The sequence below is a fragment of the Serratia sp. CY47444 genome (assembly GCF_052168635.1).
GTDB classification, from domain to species: Bacteria; Pseudomonadota; Gammaproteobacteria; order Enterobacterales; family Enterobacteriaceae; genus Serratia; species Serratia bockelmannii.
Genome location: NZ_JBJNMH010000002.1, coordinates 281,994 through 298,231, shown reverse-complemented (window position 1 = coordinate 298,231; position 16,238 = coordinate 281,994). Strand labels below are relative to the sequence as shown.

The window sequence follows — 16,238 nt, the reverse complement described above, 5'->3', positions numbered from 1 at the left end:
AAAGATGGCGTGTCACGCTCTCCGGGTCAATGTCTTTCCGGAGAATCCTTATGCTCGCGATGCAATACCGTTTCACCCTGCCCGCCGATTACGACATGGCGATCGTCCGCCGCCGCATCGCCGATGTCGGCCATCGGCTCGACGCCTGCCCGCAGCTGATCGTCAAAGCCTATTTGTACGCACAGCGCAGCGAAGGCAGCGCCGAGAATCTCTACGCCCCCTTCTACCTGTGGAACAGCAGCGCCGGCATGAGCGACTTCCTGACCGGCGAAGGTTTCAGGGGCCTCAGTCAGGCGTTCGGCTGGCCGCGCGTCAATCACTGGCTGCCGTGGCTGACGCATTTCGATCGCCCTCATTTGGCCGAGGCCGCCTGGGCGACCTGTCAGGAGCAGGTTATCGCCCCCTACAGCGATCTGCCTGCGCTGCGGCGCCAACAGCAGGTGGCGCCCGGTGCGCTAGCCTCCATCGTGGCGTTCGATCCCGCCGAGTGGCGGTTAGTGCGGCTGGATGTCTGGCGTGAACCCCCGCAGGCAGGGCCGCAAAACGGCCAACTGTTCCGCGTCGGCCATCTGTCTGCCCCCTTTGACCACACTGCGCCGCGGGTTGACAGCCAAACTTGATATTGATAATCATTATCAACATTAAACATTCACTTGCGGCTCGCGGGATGCGGGCCGCTCTCCGGGGTCAACCGCCATGTCGTCATCACCGATCACACCTTACGCCACCACCTGCTGCATCGTGGGAGGCGGCCCCGCCGGGCTGATGCTCGGCTATCTGCTGGCGCGGGCGGGGATCGACGTGACGGTGCTGGAGAAGCACGCCGATTTCCTGCGCGATTTTCGCGGTGACACCATTCACCCGTCGACGCTGGAAGTCATGCATCAACTGGGCCTGCTCGACGAACTGCTGACGCTGCCGCATCAGCGCGCGGAATCTCTGCACGCCGAAGTCGCCGGACGCGACATCAAGCTGGCGGATTTCACCCGCCTGCCGACGCGCTGCAAATTTATCGCCTTTATGCCGCAGTGGGAGTTCCTCAACTTTTTGGCCCAGCAGGCCGCCGCCTTCCCCAACTTCAGGCTGCTGGCCTCAACGCAGGTTCACCAGCTGCTGTACGACCGCGGCCATGTGTGCGGCGTGCTGGCCGACACGCCGGAAGGCCCGATCCGCGTGCGCAGCCAGTTGGTGGTCGGTACCGACGGCCGCAACTCGGTGGTGCGCGAACAGGCGGCGCTCAGCAGCCGATCCTTCGGCGCGCCGCGCGACGTATTGTGGATGAAGCTCAGCAAGCAGCCGGGCGATCCGGCCTGGTCGATGGGCCACACCGGGCCGAAACAGAACTTCATCATGATCGATCGCGGCGACTACTGGCAGTGCGGTTACTCGATCGACAAAGGCAGCTTCGATGCGATCCGCCACAGCAGGCTGGAGAAATTTTTACTGCACCTCGCCGAGGTGGCGCCGTTCCAGGACGATCGCCTGCAGGAGATCGTCGAGTGGGATCAGGTCAAACTGCTGAGCATTCGCATCGATCGTCTGGATCGCTGGGCCAAACCGGGGGTGCTGTGCATCGGCGACGCCGCGCACGCCATGTCGCCGATCGGCGGCGTGGGCGTCAACCTGGCGATTCAGGACGCGGTGGCCGCCGCCAACGCCCTGATCCCGCCGCTGCGCCAGCATCGGCTGCAGCTGAAGCATCTGCTGAGCGTGCAGCGCCGGCGCGAACTCCCCACTCGCGCCATCCAGTTTTTGCAGATCAAAATGAGCCAGCGCAAGCCGGGCGAACGCCGCGCGGCGGGCGGCTCGCGCTTGATCGCCCGCGTCGGCAACAGCCGCTGGCTGCCGCGCCTGTTCGGCCGCATCATCGGCCTGGGTTTTCGCCGTGAAACGCCGCGGCATCTGTCCAACGAAACCTGCCCGCCGGAATAGCATTGGTGATTTTTTCATCGCGCCGTATAATGGTTAAATCGAACGATTTAATTAACTGGAGCGATTAAATGTACGCACTCACCGCGAACGAGGCCAAAACCCAATTCGGCGATTTGCTGCTCAAGGCGCAGCGTGAACCGGTGCAAATCAATCGCAACGGCAAACCGGTCGCCGTCGTCATGTCTGTAGAAGATTACCAGGCGCTGGAAGATCTCAAATTAAGCGCACTGCAGCAAAAAATCGCGCAGGCTACCGCCGAGGAAGACGCCGGTAAGGCGGTAGACGGCGATGCCTTCTTCAACCGTCTGCTCACCGATGAAACAGACTGAGATGCCCGCGTTTCGCCTCACCCCGCAGGCCCAACAAGATCTGCTGGCTATTCGTCATTTCACCATCGAGCACTGGGGCCAAGCGCAATCTCGCCGCTATCTTGAGCAGTTGAGAGAGGTCATGCATCATTTGGCAGATATGCCGGAAGCGGGTAAAGCTCACTTCCACGATCTGGGCGAAGAGATACGCAGTTTTCCTTACGCCAGCCATAGGATCTACTACCGCAACCGCCCTGCCGGCATCACCGTTCTCGCCATTCTGCATCAGGCGATGGTGCCTCACCGGCATCTGGAACAACGGCTGTAATTTTTCTTACTCAAAGGGGCACTGATGTTCACCGTTCGTCAGGCATTGCTGGAAGATTTAACGCAAGTGCGCGATATCGGCATCCGCACCTACCGCGCCCACTTCGGTGAGCTGTGGCGCTACCCGCACGAGCTGGAGGCCTTTTTGGCCGAGGATTTTTCCGTCTCCGCGCTGGAACAGACGCTGCGCGATCCCGACGTGTGCTGGCTGTTGGCCTATGAGAATGACGCCCTCGTCGGCTATGCGCGGCTCAACGTCGACAGCCTGCTGGCGCCAACGCAAACCCGTGGCGCAGAGCTGCAGAAAATCTATTTCCTGCCGGGCCATGCCGGCAATGGCTATGGCCAGCGCCTGTTCGAACAGGTGCAACAGCGGGCCATCGAGCGCCGGCAAAAGACGCTGTGGCTGGAGGTGCTGCAACGCAACACCGGCGCCCAACGCTTTTATCAGCGCCAGGGATTGAGCATTTGTGGCGAGACCTGCTACACCAGCGCCCAGGGCTCGATAGGCATCTGGTATATGAGCAAGGCGCTGTAACCGCGCCCCGCTCCGCCGTCGTTTAGCGCGGCTCCCGCTGCAGCACCAGGAACAGCAAGGCAAACGCATTGGGCGCCAGGTAGATCAGCGCCCCCAGCTGCACCGCCAGCGGATCCTTCTTGGCCTGCCAGGCCATAAACCAGTCGCCGGCGACCACCATAAAGCCGACGCCCCACACCGTTATCGCGCAAAGCGCCCCCAGCATCGCCCAGGCTTTGCCCTTGGCGAAGGCGGCGTAAGGGCCTTTCAATCGCCCGATCATCAGCACCACGCCCGCGGCCGCGAATAGGCCGGCCAGCGTTTCCAGCGTGGTGATGACCGCCAACCCCAACATGCAGGCCCAGTCGGCGCGGATCGCGCGCCACATCAGCCCCGGCGTTTGATAAGTATCCTGCATGGCAAGCAGCGGCCCCACCGCATTGCGCGCGGTGCCGGCGAAATCCGCCGTATTGTTCAACAGGCTGAACAGCCCCCACAGAGCCGGAAACAGAGACAGGACGATGCAACCGAGGCGTGACACAGTGATTTCGTTCATGGTTATCCTTAATGAATAAACGGGTGGCTCCCGTCCTCATGACGGGACCGCTATTGAGATCCTGATAGTTTGACGTGCACAATGTAAGAACTAATCTTACAATGACGCAGCATAGCCGAAAGTGAGGAGGAACAATGGGCAGAACACTAACGGTAGATCTGGGTGACGAACTGCGTAGCTTCGTCGAAGACCTGGTGGCCAGCGGCGATTACCGAACGCCCAGCGAAGTCATCCGCGAATCCGTGCGCACTTTGCGCGAACGTACCGCCGCCTCAAAACTGGAAGAGCTTAGGCGCTTGATCGCCGAAGGAGAGAACAGCGGCGAAGCCGTCGAATGGGATCGTGATGTGTTCATGGAAAGAATACGGAGCAAAGCAAAAGGATGCGCAGGAGAGTAACCGTTCGTCCAAAAGCGTTGGACGATATGGAAGAGATCTATTTTTACGGGTTGGCGCACTTTGGCTTGCAGGTGGCCGAAGATTATCTGCGCCGCCTGCATCAGGCTTTCGATAACCTTAGCCACCACCAACTCGGCAGAAACATCGATGCAATCAGCCCCGGCCTATGGGTATTGCCCGTCGCCAACCACCTGATTTATTTTCGACAGCACAGGCGGGAGGTGAATATCATCAGAGTGCTGCATCATTCCCGCGATCCGCTCAGCCAATCCTTTTTCAGCTGACCCAACGTTAAATCGCCACCAGCGCGCGGACGCCGTCCTGTTCCATAGCGCTGCCGGCGCCGCGCTGCACGATGCTGCCGCGCGACATCACCAGATAGCTATCCGCCAGGTCAGCGGCGAAGTCATAGAACTGCTCCACCAGCAGGATCGCCATATCGCCCTTCGCCGCCAGCTGCTTGATCACCGCGCCGATCTCCTTGATCACCGAAGGTTGGATCCCTTCCGTCGGTTCGTCGAGGATCAACAGCTGCGGTCGGCAGGCCAGCGCCCGGCCGATCGCCAGCTGCTGTTGCTGCCCGCCGGAAAGATCGCCGCCGCGCCGATCCTTCATTTGCCGCAGCACCGGAAACAGTTCATAGATCGGATCCGGCACCGCGCGCGCGTCAGCGCCGGAAAAACACGCCAGCCCCATCAGCAGATTTTCCTCCACCGTCAGGCGCGGGAAAATCTCCCGCCCCTGCGGTACATAGGCGATGCCCGCCTGCACCCGCTGATGCGGTTTTTTACCGGTGATGGTTTCACCCTGCCAACGGACGCTGCCGCTGCGCGCCGGGACCAGCCCCATCAGGCATTTCAGCAGCGTGGTCTTGCCCACGCCATTGCGCCCCAGCAGGCAGGTCACCTCGCCGATGCGCGCCTCGAACGACAGGCCGCGCAGGATGTGGCTGCCGCCGTAATACTGATTCAATTCCTCTACCTGCAGCATGATTACGCCTCCTCAGCGCCCCAGATATACCTCAATCACCCGTTCATCGGCCTGCACCTGCGCCAGCGATCCTTCCGCCAGCACCTGTCCCTGATGCAGCACCGTCACGCGATCGGCAATGGTTTCCACAAACCCCATGTCGTGCTCCACCACCATCAGCGAATGCTTGCCCGCCAGCTCGCGGAACAGTTCAGCGGTGTAGTCGGTTTCAGCGTCGGTCATGCCGGCCGCCGGCTCGTCGAGCAACAGCAGGTGCGGTTCCTGCACCAGCAGCATGCCGATCTCGAGAAACTGTTTCTGCCCGTGGGACAGCAACCCGGCGGGCCGGTGGCGCTCATGCCCCAGCCGCAGGGTCTTCAGCATCTCGTCGATGCGGTCGCGCTGTTCGCTGCTTAAACGGGCGCGCAGGCAGGCCCATACCGACTTGCGGGTTTTCTGGGCGATCTCCAGATTTTCGAACACCGTCAGCGCCTCGAACACCGTCGGTTTTTGAAACTTGCGGCCGATGCCGGCGTGGGCGATCTGCATCGGCGCCAGCCGGGTCAGATCGACGGTCTGATCGTAAAACACCCTGCCGCTGTCCGGCCGGGTTTTGCCGGTGATCACATCCATCAGCGTGGTCTTGCCGGCGCCGTTGGGGCCGATCACGCAGCGCAGTTCGCCGACGCCAATGCGCAGCGACAGATCGGTCAGCGCGCGAAAACCGTCGAAGCTGACGTTGACGTTATCGAGCTGCAGCACCGGATCGGTTTGCTGCCGGTATTTGTCCGCCGGCAGCGGATGGGTAAACAGTTCGTCGGTCACTTGCATCACCTTCATGAGGATTTCCTCCGACGCAGCAGGCCAATCACCCCTTTGGGCAGAAACAACGTGACGACGATAAACATCAGGCCGAGGAAAAACTGCCAGTATTCGGGAATGGCCATGGTGAACCAGCTCTTGGCGCCGTTGACGATGCCGGCGCCGAGCAACGGCCCCACCAGGGTGCCGCGCCCGCCGAGGGCGACCCAAATGGCGGCCTCGATCGAGTTGGTCGGCGACATTTCGCCGGGGTTGATGATGCCGACCTGCGGCACATAGAGCGCGCCGGCCAGCCCGCACAGCACCGCCGACAGCGTCCAGACGAACAGCTTGAAGCCCTTCGGATCGTAGCCGCAGAAGGTCAGGCGGTTTTCCGCATCGCGCACCGCGGTCAGCACCCGGCCGAACTTGCTGCGCGCCAGCGCAAAGCCGATGGCCAGGCTGGCGGCCAGCAGCAGCACCGTCGCCAGGAACAGCGCCACCCGCGTGCCGGCGGCGGTGATGGGAAAGCCGAGCAGCGTGGTGAAACCGGTAAAGCCGTTATTGCCGCCGAAGCCGGTTTCGTTGCGAAAGAACAGCAGCATGCCGGCATAGGTCAGCGCCTGGGTCATGATCGAGAAATACACCCCTTTGATTTTCGAGCGAAAGGCGAAGTAGCCGAACAGGAAAGCCAACAGGCCCGGCACCAGCACGATCAGGCACAGCGCCCAGGCGAAATGCTGGGTGCCGCTCCAGAACCACGGCAGCTCGTTCCAGGAGAGGAACGCCATAAACGCCGGCAGCCCGTCGCCCGCCGCCTGCCGCATCAGGTACATGCCCATGGCGTAGCCGCCGAGCGCGAAGAACAGCCCGTGGCCGAGCGACAGCAGCCCGGCATAGCCCCACACCAGATCGAGCGCCACCGCCACCACCGCGTAGCACAGGATCTTGCCCGCCAGCGTCAGGGTATAGGTGGACACCGCCAGCGGATGATCCGCCGGCAACAACGTCATGAACGGCATGACCAGCAGCGCCAGCAACGCCAGCCCGCCGATGCTCAACGCCAGCCGGGGCGCTTTCTGCACGCCGGTTACGGTCAATGGTTGGCTCATCAGTCAATCACCCTGCCCTTGAGGGCGAACAGCCCCTGCGGACGCTTTTGAATAAACAGAACGATCAGCACCAGGATCAGGATCTTGCCCAACACGGCGCCGATCTGCGGCTCGAGGATCTTGTTGACGATGCCGAGGCCGAAGGCCGCCGCCACCGTCCCCGCCAGCTGGCCGACGCCGCCGAGCACCACCACCAGGAACGAGTCGATAATGTAACCTTGCCCCAGCTCCGGCCCGACGTTGCCCAACTGCGACAGCGCCACCCCGCCAAGCCCGGCGATGCCGGATCCCAACCCGAAGGCCAGCATGTCCACCCGCCCGGTGGGCACGCCGCAGCAGGCCGCCATCGCGCGGTTTTGCGTCACCGCGCGCACGTTCATGCCGAGCCGAGTCTTGTTCAGCAGCAGCCAGGTCAACGCCAGCACCAGCAGCACGAACGCGATCACCGCGATGCGGTTCCACGGCAACACCAGGTTCGGCAACAGCTGCACGCCGCCCGACAGCCACGCCGGGTTGGCAACCTCGACGTTCTGCGCGCCGAACAGCACCCGCACCAGTTGGATCAGCACCAGGCTGATGCCCCAGGTGGCCAGCAGGGTTTCCAGCGGCCGGCCGTACAGGTGGCGGATCACCGTGCGCTCAAGCGCCATGCCGATCCCGGCGGTAATGGCGAACGCCACCGGCAGCGCCGCCAGCGGGTAGAGCGCCAGCCACTGCGGCGCAAATTGCTGAAACAGCCCCTGCACCAGATAGGCGGAATAGGCGCCGAGCATCAGCATTTCGCCGTGCGCCATATTGATGACGCCGAGCAGGCCGTAGGTGATCGCCAGGCCGAGCGCCGCCAGCAGCAGGATCGAACCGAGCGACAGGCCGCTGAACGCCTGGCCGAGCAGATCGCCGATCATCAGGCGGTGCTGCACGCGCTGCAGGCTGCGCTGCGCCTCGGCGCGCACCGCGGCGTCCGGCTCATTGGCCGCATCGGTCAAGGCTTGCAGCCGCGCGCGGGTTTCCGGCTCGCCCGATTCCCCCAGCAGCCGCACCGCATTGAAGCGCACCTGCGGGCTGGCGTCGGCCAATTGCAGGTTCGCCAGCGCAATGCTCAGCGCGTCGCGTACCTGCGGGTCTTTCTCCTGCGCCAGCCGCCGGGTCAACAGCGGCAACTGCTCGCCCTGCGCCTCACGCTGCAGCGCGGTCGCCGCCTGCAGCCGCACCGCCGCGTCCGCGCTGACCAACCGCTGCGCCGACAGCGCGTTGGCGATCAGAATGCGCAGCCGGTTGTTCAGCCACACCTTCTTCGGCTCGCCAACCGGGGCCGCCTCACCTTCAAGCGGCAGATAGCGGTCGCCCTGGCGTATAAAGGCGCGCTTCGCCTCGTCGATCGCCACGTTTTCCTGCTGCAGCCCCTGCAGCAGCGGCAGGCGCGCGGCGTCCGGCTCGGCCGCCCACGCCTGCAGCAGTTTGGCCTGCTGCGCGCGATTGGCCGCCGCGAACTCATCGGCAGGCCCGGCCTGCGCCAGCAGGGGCCAGGCGCACAACAGCCACAGCCCGGCGCGCAGAGAGGATAAAAACGGAGATTGCATCAGCTGCCTCTTCTGTTGGGCCGGCGCGCGTCGAGCCGCGCCGGCGCTGAGTGACGTTACTTGCCGCCTTTCACCGGGTAATCCGGCTTTTTGTCGTTGCCGGCGATATACGGACTCCACGGCTGCGCGCGCACCGGTGCCTCGGCCTGCCACACCACGTTGAACTGGCCGTTGCCCTCGATCTCGCCGATCATCACCGGCTTGTGCAGGTGGTGATTGGTCTTGTCCATGGTCAGCGTGAAGCCCGACGGCGCGGCGAAGGTTTGCCCGGCCATCGCCGCGCGCACCTTATCGACGTCGGTGGTGCCGGCCTTTTCCACCGCCTGCGCCCACATGTGGAGGCCGACGTAGGTGGCCTCCATCGGATCGTTGGTGACCGCAGTGGCGTAATTCGGCAGATTGTGCGCCTTGGCGTAGGCTTTCCACTGGCTGACAAACTGTTTGTTGGTCGGGTTATCCAGCGATTCGAAGTAGTTCCAGGCCGCCAGGTTGCCCACCAGCGGTTTGGTGTCGATGCCGCGCAGCTCTTCCTCGCCGACCGAGAAGGCGATCACCGGCACGTCGGTGGCCTTGACGCCCTGGTTGGCGAGTTCTTTGTAGAACGGCACGTTGGAATCGCCGTTGATGGTGGAGATCACCGCGGTGTTGCCGCCGGCGGCGAATTTCTTGATGTTGGCGACGATGGTCTGGTAATCGCTGTAGCCGAACGGCGTATAGACCTCTTCGATATCCTTGTCCTGCACGCCTTTGCTGTGCAGGAAGGCGCGCAGGATCTTGTTGGTGGTGCGTGGATAGACGTAATCGGTGCCCAACAGGAAGAAGCGCTTGGCGCCGCCACCGTCCTCGCTCAGCAGGTATTCCACCGCAGGGATCGCCTGCTGGTTCGGCGCCGCGCCGGTGTAGAACACGTTCGGCGACATCTCTTCGCCTTCGTATTGCACCGGATAGAACAGCAGGCCGTTCAGCTCCTCAAACACCGGCAGCACCGACTTGCGCGACACCGAAGTCCAGCAGCCAAACACCGCCGCCACCTTGTCCTGGCTCAGCAACTGGCGCGCCTTTTCGGCGAACAGCGGCCAGTTGGAGGCCGGATCTACCACCACCGGCTCCAGCTTTTTGCCGAGCACCCCACCTTTGGCGTTGATCTCGTCGATGGTCATCAGCGCCACATCCTTCAGCGGCGTCTCGGAAATCGCCATGGTGCCGGAGAGCGAACTCAGAATGCCGACCTTGATGGTATCGGCGGCCTGCGCGCTCCAGGCCAGGCCCAGGCCGACAGCGGCGGCGGACAGCGCAAAAGCTTTGATAAAACGACGACGTTGCATAGTTCAAACTCCTGATGTGTGTGAAATCAAAATCGTTACGCCGAGCGCGCGGGCGGCTGAGCCCGCGCCTGGTGCAACATGTGCAGCGTTATTTTTCGCACTTCTGCCTTGCTGACGGCGATGTGCTCGCCGAGCAGCGTTTGCGCCTCCTCGCTTTGCCGCTGCAGGATCGCCTGCAAAATGGCGGCGTGCTCGCGGTAGGTGGCGTCCACCCGCGCCTGCTGGGTGAAATCCAGCCGGCGAATGATGCGGATCTTTTCGGTCAGCTCGCGGTGGATGCGCGCCATTTCGCCGTTGCCCGCCGCGGCCACCAACGCCTGATGAAACTGCTCATCGTGCTGCGACACCGCCTTGCCGTCCGCCAGGCGCGGCGCTTCGGTCCAAAAACGGCTCAGCGCCGCCAGCGCGTCCGGCGTTTCCCCGGCCGGGCGTTCGCACAGCCGTTTCACCGCCTCTTGTTCCAGCACGATGCGCAGGTCATACAGCTCTTCGAAGTAGGCGAAGTCGAACGACCGCACCTGCCAGCCGCTGCGAAACAGCACCTCGACATAGCCTTCACGCTCGAGTCGAAACAGCGCCTGGCGCACCGGCGTGCGGCTGGCCGCCATGCGCTGCGCCACGTCGCTTTCGCTGAAGCGATCGCCCGGTAGCAGGCGAAACTCGAAGATGTCGGCCTTGAGCTGCAGATAAATGCGCTCCGCCAGCCCCTCCGGGCGCGCCTTGTGCTCCCCGTTGGTGATTTGCATCATCGCCCCTCCGTTCAAACCGCCTTTTCCAGCCACAGCAGGGCGTCGCCCGGCCCGACCGGCCGCCCCTGCCGGCAGCTGATGCGTTTGACGATCCCGGCGCGCGGCGCGGTGACCGCCAGCTCCATTTTCATCGCCTCGACCACGATCAGCGGCTGGCCGGCCGCCACCGCCTGCCCCGGCTCCACCAGGATCTTCCACACGCTGCCGTTCAGATCGGCGCTGACCCGATCGCCGTCGATCGCGTCGTCTTCAACCGGCGGCAACAGCTGCGCCTCGGCTTCGTCGTCATCGCTGCGCCAGCGCGCCACCTCGGCGCTGAACGCCTGCTGCTGGCGATGCTGGAAATCGGCGATCGCCTCGGCGTTGTCGGCCAGGAAATCGGTGTAGGCGGCGAAGTCGAATTCGCTCTCTTCGATGCGCACCTGCATGCGCCCTTCACGGAACGCTTCGCGCTGCTCGTCCAACTCTTGCTCGCTGACCGGGTAGAAGCGCACCTGATCGAAGAAGCGCAGCAGCCAGGGCTCACCGGCGGTGAACTGCGGGTTTTTGAGGAATTTGTTCCAGATCGGCAGCGTGCGCCCCACCAGCTGGTAACCGCCCGGCGAGTCCATGCCGTAGATGCACATGTACATGCCGCCGATGCCGACCGTCCCTTCGGCGGTGTGGGTGCGCGCCGGGTTATATTTGGAGCTCAGCAGGCGATGGCGCGGATCGAGCGGCACCGCGCAGGGCGCGCCGAGGTAGACGTCTCCCAGACCGAGGATCAGGTAGCTGGCGTCGAACAGAATGTCGCGCACCTGCTCGCGTCGGCTCAGGCCGTTGATGCGCTGGATGAAATCGACATTGTTCGGCAGCCAGGGCGCCGAGGCGCGCACCGTCTGCTGATAGCGATCCACCGCGCCCAGCGTGGCCGAATCCTCGAACGCCAACGGCAGCCAGACGGTGCGCGTCGGCACCTTCAGGCGGCTGACGTCCCCCAGCGCCCGTTCGCGCGCCAGCAGGCGCTGCAGCAGATCGGCCTGGCTTATCAGCCGGCTATCGTAGCGGATCTGCAGCGAACGCACGCCCGGCGCCAGCTCCGCCACGCCCGGTATCGCCTCCTCTCGCAGCGACTGCATCAGCAGATGGATGCGCAGCCGCAGCGCCAGATCGAGCACGTTGTCGCCATACTCCATCAGAATGTAACCGTCCCCCGCCTGGCGATACGCCACCGCCGGGCGCCCTTCCGCCGCCGGCAGCGCCGCCAGCACCGCGGCGGAAACGGTCTCCGCCGGGGCCAGATCCGGCGGCGGCAGGGTGATGGCCTTCACCGCCGCCAGCGCTTCGATGCTGCCAAGCTGCGCCTGCTCCAGCGACTGCGCCTGGCGAAAGCCGATCGGATGGAACCGGATGCGGTCGCCCGGCTTCACCTGCCCCACTTTCCACAGCTCGGCCTTGGCGATGGTTACCGGGCAGACGAAGCCGCCGAGGCTCGGCCCGTCGCGGGTCAGGATCACCGGGAAGTCGCCGGTGAAATTGATCGCGCCGATGGCGTACTCGCAGTCGTGCACGTTGGAAGGATGCAAACCGGCTTCGCCGCCGTCCTCTCTCGCCCATTCGGGCTTCGGCCCCGCCAGGCGCACGCCGAGGCGGTTGGAGTTGTAATGCACCTGCCAGTCGGTGGCGAAGAAGGCCTCTATCGATTCAGCGGTGAAAAAATCCGGCGCGCCGTGCGGCCCGTACAGCACGCCGATGTGCCACTGGTCGCCGTAGTGCGGGATCAGGCTGTCGTCCATCGCCTGCGGCGCGGCGATCGGCGCCGGGGTGGTGCTGGCCGCCAGCGCCGGTTGGGCGATCGCCAGCATGTCCGCTACCCGCAAGGTGCGCCCGGCGTGGCCGCCGAACTGGCCCAGCGCGAAGGTGGAGCGGCTGCCGAGATACACCGGCACGTCAAAGCCGTTGCGTACCGCCAGATAGGTGCGGCAGCCTTGCGTGGCGCGCCCCAGCGTCAATACCTGCCCGGCCCGCACCGCGATCGGCCGCCAATACGCAACCGCCTCGCCATCCAGGTCGGCCGGGCAGCTCGCGCCCGTCAGCGCGATCGTGGCGTCGCAATGAAAGCGCAGCGTCGGCCCCTGCAGGGTAAACTCCAGCCCGGCGGCCGCCGGATGATTGCCGACGATGCGGTTGGCCAGCCGAAACGCGAAGTCGTCCATCGGGCCGGACGGCGGCACGCCGATGTCCCAATAGCCGAGGCGGCCGGGATAATCCTGCACGCTGCTGTAGGTGCCGGGTTGCAGCACTTCGAGGCAGTGCGGCTGGAAACGCACATCGTCCAGCAGGCGCGTCCAGACGTCGCCGCGCTGAAATTGCGGCGTGGCGATCACCTGCCGCAGATAATCGAGGTTGGTGGCGATGCCGTGCAAGCGGGTCGCCGCCAGCGCCACGCGCAATTTTTCCAGCGCCTGCGCCCGATCCGCGCCGTGCACGATCAGCTTGGCGATCATCGGGTCGTAAAACGCCGAGACTTCGCTGCCGGTCGCCACCCACCCGTCGAGTCGCACGTCGTCAGGGAAATGCACCTCGGTCAGCACGCCGGGGCTGGGCTGGAAGTTTTTCAGCGGATCTTCGGCGTAGAGGCGCACTTCGATCGCCGCGCCCTGCGGCGCGCGCTGCAACGCCGCCCAATCCAGCGCGTCGCCCGCCGCCACCTGCAGCATGCATGCGATCAGATCCAGGCCGGTGACCATCTCGGTGATCGGGTGCTCGACCTGTAAGCGGGTGTTCACTTCCAGGAAGTAAAACTCGTCGCGCGCGGCGTCGTAAATGAATTCCACGGTGCCGGCGCTGCGGTAATTCACCGACTCGCCCAGCGCCACCGCCGCCCGATGCAGCGCCTGACGGGTCGCCGCCGGCAGGTGTGGCGCCGGGGTTTCTTCCACCACCTTTTGGTTGCGGCGCTGCAGCGAGCAGTCGCGTTCACCGAGCGCCGCCACCTGCCCCTGGCCGTCGCCGAAAATCTGTACCTCGACGTGGCGCGCCCGATCGACGAAGCGTTCGATAAAGGCGCCGGCGTCGCGGAAGAACTGCTCTCCCAGCCGTTTGACGCTGTCGTACGCGTCGCGCAGCGCCGCCTCGTCGTCACAGCGCGTCAGACCGATGCCGCCACCGCCGGCGGTGCTTTTCAGCATCACCGGGTAGCCGATGCGCGCAGCGGCCGAGACCGCCTGCTCAACGCTCTCCAGCAAGCCGGTGCCCGGCGTCATCGGCACCCCGGCCAACGCCGCCAGCTCGCGCGCCCGGTGCTTGAGGCCGAACTCGCGCATCTGCGCCGCCGTCGGGCCGATAAAGGCGATGCCCGCCGCCTCGCAGGCGTCGGCAAACTCGGCGCTCTCGGACAAAAAGCCGTAGCCGGGGTAGATCGCCTGCGCGCCGGTGGCCGCGGCCGCCGCGAGGATCTTGTCGATGCGCAGGTAGCTGTCGGCGGCCTTGTCGCCGCCAAGCGCCACCGCCCTGTCGGCCTCGGCGACGTGCGGCGCATTGCGGTCGGCGTCGGAATAGACCGCCACGCTGGTTACGCCCAGGCGTTTCAGGGTGCGAATGGCGCGGCAGGCGATTTCGCCGCGGTTAGCGATCAGTACGGTAGTAAACATGTTCATGCCCCCTTAACGCTGGCGAGATAGTCGCGCCAGCCGCCAAACTCAGTGATATCCGTCGCGTCTTCCAGCGCCCAGGCTTCGCAGATAAACCCCTTCACCCGCCGGCCGTCCGCCAGCAGCAGCGTGCCGATGCCCAATGGCGCCGGAATTTCCGCCACAAACTCGCCGAAACGGGCCAGCGGGATGTCCCACAGCTCAACCCGGATCGCCGCCCCCTGCGCCGCGCGCGCCAGCCCCGGCTTCGGCGGCTCGGTATCGGCCAGCGCATACAGGCGATAGCAGGGGGCGGTAGCGGTTTGCTCCACCTGCACCGCGTCGCGCTGTGTCAGCTGGACGTTGAGCGGCATGCCGCTAAGGTGAGCGCCCACTACCGCCAGACGCACGTGCCCTGTGGACGGCGCAGGCACAGGCTGCGGCGGCAATGCCCGGCCGATAGCGCCGAGCGGCAAGGCGCTTTGCCGTTGCCAGCGCAGGCCAAACGCCGCCAACGCCCGGTCATGCCAGGCGGGCGCAATCAGGGTGATGCCCGCCGGTAGACCGTCTTCGCGCTGCGGCCCCGGCAGCGCCAGCGCGCTCAGATCGGCCAGGTTGGTGAAATTGGTGTAAGTGCCGAATTGCGAATTGAAGAGCACTGGCTCCTGCGCCATCTCCGCCAGGGTGCGGATAGTGGGCGCGGTCGGCACCACCAGCGCGTCGAACGGCGCCAGCCGCTGGGCGATTTGCCGCGCCAGCTCGGCGCGCAGGTATTCCGCCTTGTAGGCGTCGCAGGCGCTGTAGCCGAGGCCGTTGCCGACGATACCGCGCACCACCGGATCGATGGCCTGCGGGCTCGCTTCCAGCACCTGCTCAATGGCTACCGTGCGCTCCGCCACCCAGGGGCCGTAATACAGCTGTTCCGCCAGAGTGCGAAACGGCGCGAAATCGAGGGATTCCAGCGTGGCGCCGCCCGCCTGCAGCTGCGCCAGCGCTCGGTGAAACGCCCGCTCGGCCTGAACGTCGCCGAAAAACTCCAGCTGGGCGGGAACGGCGAAACGCGGCGCGGCGGGGATATCCGCCGGCGCGGTATGCGGATCGGGGCGGGAATACGGGTCTGCCGCGTCAAAGCCGCTCGCCAGTTCCGCCACCAGCGCGGCATCGGCCACCGTCAGCGCGAAGACCGACACCGTATCGTTCAACCGGCAGGCCGGCACCACGCCCCGGTTGGACAACCGCCCCTTGGTCGGCTTCAGCCCGACGATGTTGTTGAACCCGGCGGGCACGCGCCCCGAACCGGCGGTGTCGGTGCCGAGCGCGAACGGCACCAGGCCGCGCGCCACCACCGAGGCGGAGCCGGAGCTGGAACCGCCGCTGACGTAGCGGCTGTCGAAGCTGTTGACCACCGCGCCATAAGGTGAGCGAGTGCCCACCAACCCGGTAGCGAACTGGTCGAGGTTGGTTTTACCGAGGGCGATCGCCCCGGCGGCGCGCAGGTGGGCGACCACGGTGGCGTCCGCCGCGGCCTGATAGGTGAACGCCGGGCAGGCGGCGCTGGTTGGCCAGCCGCCGACGTCGATATTGTCTTTGATGGCGAAGGGCACGCCGAACAGCGGCAGGCGGCTGAGATCGCCGGCGACCGCCTCGAGCCTCTGTGCCAGCTGCCGATACTGCTGCTCGCGCTGCGCCGGCGTAGCGAGATACAGCCAGGCGTTATCGTCTGGGTTCAGACCGGCGACCAGCGTTTCGATCGTCGCACTGACGCAGGCAAAGCGCTCGCCCGCCGGGCGGGTTTGGTAATGGTGTTGCCATTCACTGAGGGTAAAACCGCACGCTACAACAGATTCGCTCATCGACTGAATTCCATCTGGTACACAAGATGGGATTCAACAGAGCAACCGGCGTGCCAATTTTTAATCTCATGATTTCAATAAATTATAATTAAAACTTATGACGGCGGCGGCAAACGGGCTGCACCAGCGGCGCGCAGCGGGAGAACAAAAAGAGTGCAATAAGGGGATGATGCAGAGGAAAAAACGGGGCGGCGACACTC

Annotated in this window: 16 protein-coding genes; 7 read left to right on the top strand and 9 right to left on the bottom strand. The window is 64.7% G+C overall.

Going from position 1 to position 16,238, the window contains the following annotated elements:
* The first annotated feature begins 50 nt into the window (after nt 1-50).
* The 5 genes from ACJ8IL_RS05640 (at nt 51) to ACJ8IL_RS05620 (ending at nt 3,105) form a co-directional block, all read left to right on the top strand.
* Entirely contained in the window at nt 51-620 is a 570-nt protein-coding gene (locus ACJ8IL_RS05640; RefSeq protein WP_147822956.1) for a DUF4865 family protein, read from the top strand.
* A gap of 76 nt (nt 621-696) precedes the next feature.
* Nucleotides 697-1,932: an FAD-dependent oxidoreductase gene (locus tag ACJ8IL_RS05635; RefSeq protein WP_442516392.1), complete on the top strand. Its 1,236-nt coding sequence runs from the start codon at nt 697-699 to the stop codon at nt 1,930-1,932.
* A gap of 68 nt (nt 1,933-2,000) precedes the next feature.
* Complete coding sequence (locus ACJ8IL_RS05630) at nt 2,001-2,261, top strand: type II toxin-antitoxin system Phd/YefM family antitoxin (RefSeq protein WP_016928576.1); 261 nt, start codon at nt 2,001-2,003, stop codon at nt 2,259-2,261.
* A gap of 1 nt (nt 2,262) precedes the next feature.
* Nucleotides 2,263-2,568, top strand: coding sequence for a type II toxin-antitoxin system RelE/ParE family toxin (locus tag ACJ8IL_RS05625; protein ID WP_028127915.1), 306 nt, complete (start codon nt 2,263-2,265; stop codon nt 2,566-2,568).
* 24 nt (nt 2,569-2,592) lie between these two features.
* Nucleotides 2,593-3,105, top strand: coding sequence for a GNAT family N-acetyltransferase (locus ACJ8IL_RS05620; protein WP_442516391.1), 513 nt, complete (start codon nt 2,593-2,595; stop codon nt 3,103-3,105).
* A gap of 22 nt (nt 3,106-3,127) precedes the next feature.
* On the opposite strand, the gene ACJ8IL_RS05615 is transcribed toward ACJ8IL_RS05620, so the two are convergent.
* Nucleotides 3,128-3,640: a DUF2165 family protein gene (locus tag ACJ8IL_RS05615; RefSeq protein ID WP_197825086.1), complete on the bottom strand. Its 513-nt coding sequence runs from the start codon at nt 3,638-3,640 to the stop codon at nt 3,128-3,130.
* Nucleotides 3,641-3,774: 134 nt separating this feature from the next.
* Here ACJ8IL_RS05615 and ACJ8IL_RS05610 point away from each other — a divergent pair, with 134 nt between their 5' ends.
* The gene (locus tag ACJ8IL_RS05610; RefSeq protein ID WP_004939442.1) at nt 3,775-4,038 is read left to right on the top strand and encodes a type II toxin-antitoxin system ParD family antitoxin; all 264 of its coding nucleotides are present in this window, start codon (nt 3,775-3,777) and stop codon (nt 4,036-4,038) included.
* Nucleotides 4,023-4,322, top strand: a complete 300-nt coding sequence (locus ACJ8IL_RS05605) for a type II toxin-antitoxin system RelE/ParE family toxin (RefSeq protein WP_197780711.1) — start codon at nt 4,023-4,025, stop codon at nt 4,320-4,322. Before ACJ8IL_RS05610 ends, ACJ8IL_RS05605 begins: the two co-directional genes overlap by 16 nt.
* Nucleotides 4,323-4,329: 7 nt before the next feature.
* On the opposite strand, the gene urtE is transcribed toward ACJ8IL_RS05605, so the two are convergent.
* The 8 genes from urtE to atzF are packed head-to-tail and all read right to left on the bottom strand — an operon-like array spanning nt 4,330 to nt 16,038.
* Entirely contained in the window at nt 4,330-5,028 is a 699-nt protein-coding gene (gene urtE / locus ACJ8IL_RS05600; protein ID WP_442516390.1) for an urea ABC transporter ATP-binding subunit UrtE, read from the bottom strand.
* Nucleotides 5,029-5,040: 12 nt separating this feature from the next.
* A complete protein-coding gene (gene urtD / locus ACJ8IL_RS05595) occupies nt 5,041-5,847 on the bottom strand; it encodes an urea ABC transporter ATP-binding protein UrtD (protein WP_147822953.1) in 807 nt (268 codons plus the stop codon).
* Nucleotides 5,844-6,920, bottom strand: a complete 1,077-nt coding sequence (urtC, locus tag ACJ8IL_RS05590; protein ID WP_025302022.1) for an urea ABC transporter permease subunit UrtC — start codon at nt 6,918-6,920, stop codon at nt 5,844-5,846. Before urtC ends, urtD begins: the two co-directional genes overlap by 4 nt.
* Nucleotides 6,920-8,500, bottom strand: coding sequence for an urea ABC transporter permease subunit UrtB (gene urtB / locus ACJ8IL_RS05585; RefSeq protein WP_142590647.1), 1,581 nt, complete (start codon nt 8,498-8,500; stop codon nt 6,920-6,922). Before urtB ends, urtC begins: the two co-directional genes overlap by 1 nt.
* Nucleotides 8,501-8,556: 56 nt before the next feature.
* Nucleotides 8,557-9,825 carry an urea ABC transporter substrate-binding protein gene (gene urtA, locus ACJ8IL_RS05580; RefSeq protein WP_442516389.1) on the bottom strand — a complete coding sequence of 423 codons (1,269 nt, stop codon included), beginning with the start codon at nt 9,823-9,825 and terminating at the stop codon, nt 8,557-8,559.
* Nucleotides 9,826-9,860: 35 nt separating this feature from the next.
* Complete coding sequence (locus ACJ8IL_RS05575) at nt 9,861-10,571, bottom strand: GntR family transcriptional regulator (RefSeq protein WP_147823033.1); 711 nt, start codon at nt 10,569-10,571, stop codon at nt 9,861-9,863.
* A gap of 14 nt (nt 10,572-10,585) precedes the next feature.
* On the bottom strand, nt 10,586-14,206 hold the full coding sequence (gene uca, locus ACJ8IL_RS05570) for an urea carboxylase (RefSeq protein ID WP_261424128.1): 3,621 nt from the start codon (nt 14,204-14,206) through the stop codon (nt 10,586-10,588).
* A gap of 2 nt (nt 14,207-14,208) precedes the next feature.
* Nucleotides 14,209-16,038: an allophanate hydrolase gene (gene atzF / locus ACJ8IL_RS05565; RefSeq protein WP_261424130.1), complete on the bottom strand. Its 1,830-nt coding sequence runs from the start codon at nt 16,036-16,038 to the stop codon at nt 14,209-14,211.
* Nucleotides 16,039-16,238 lie beyond the last annotated feature (200 nt).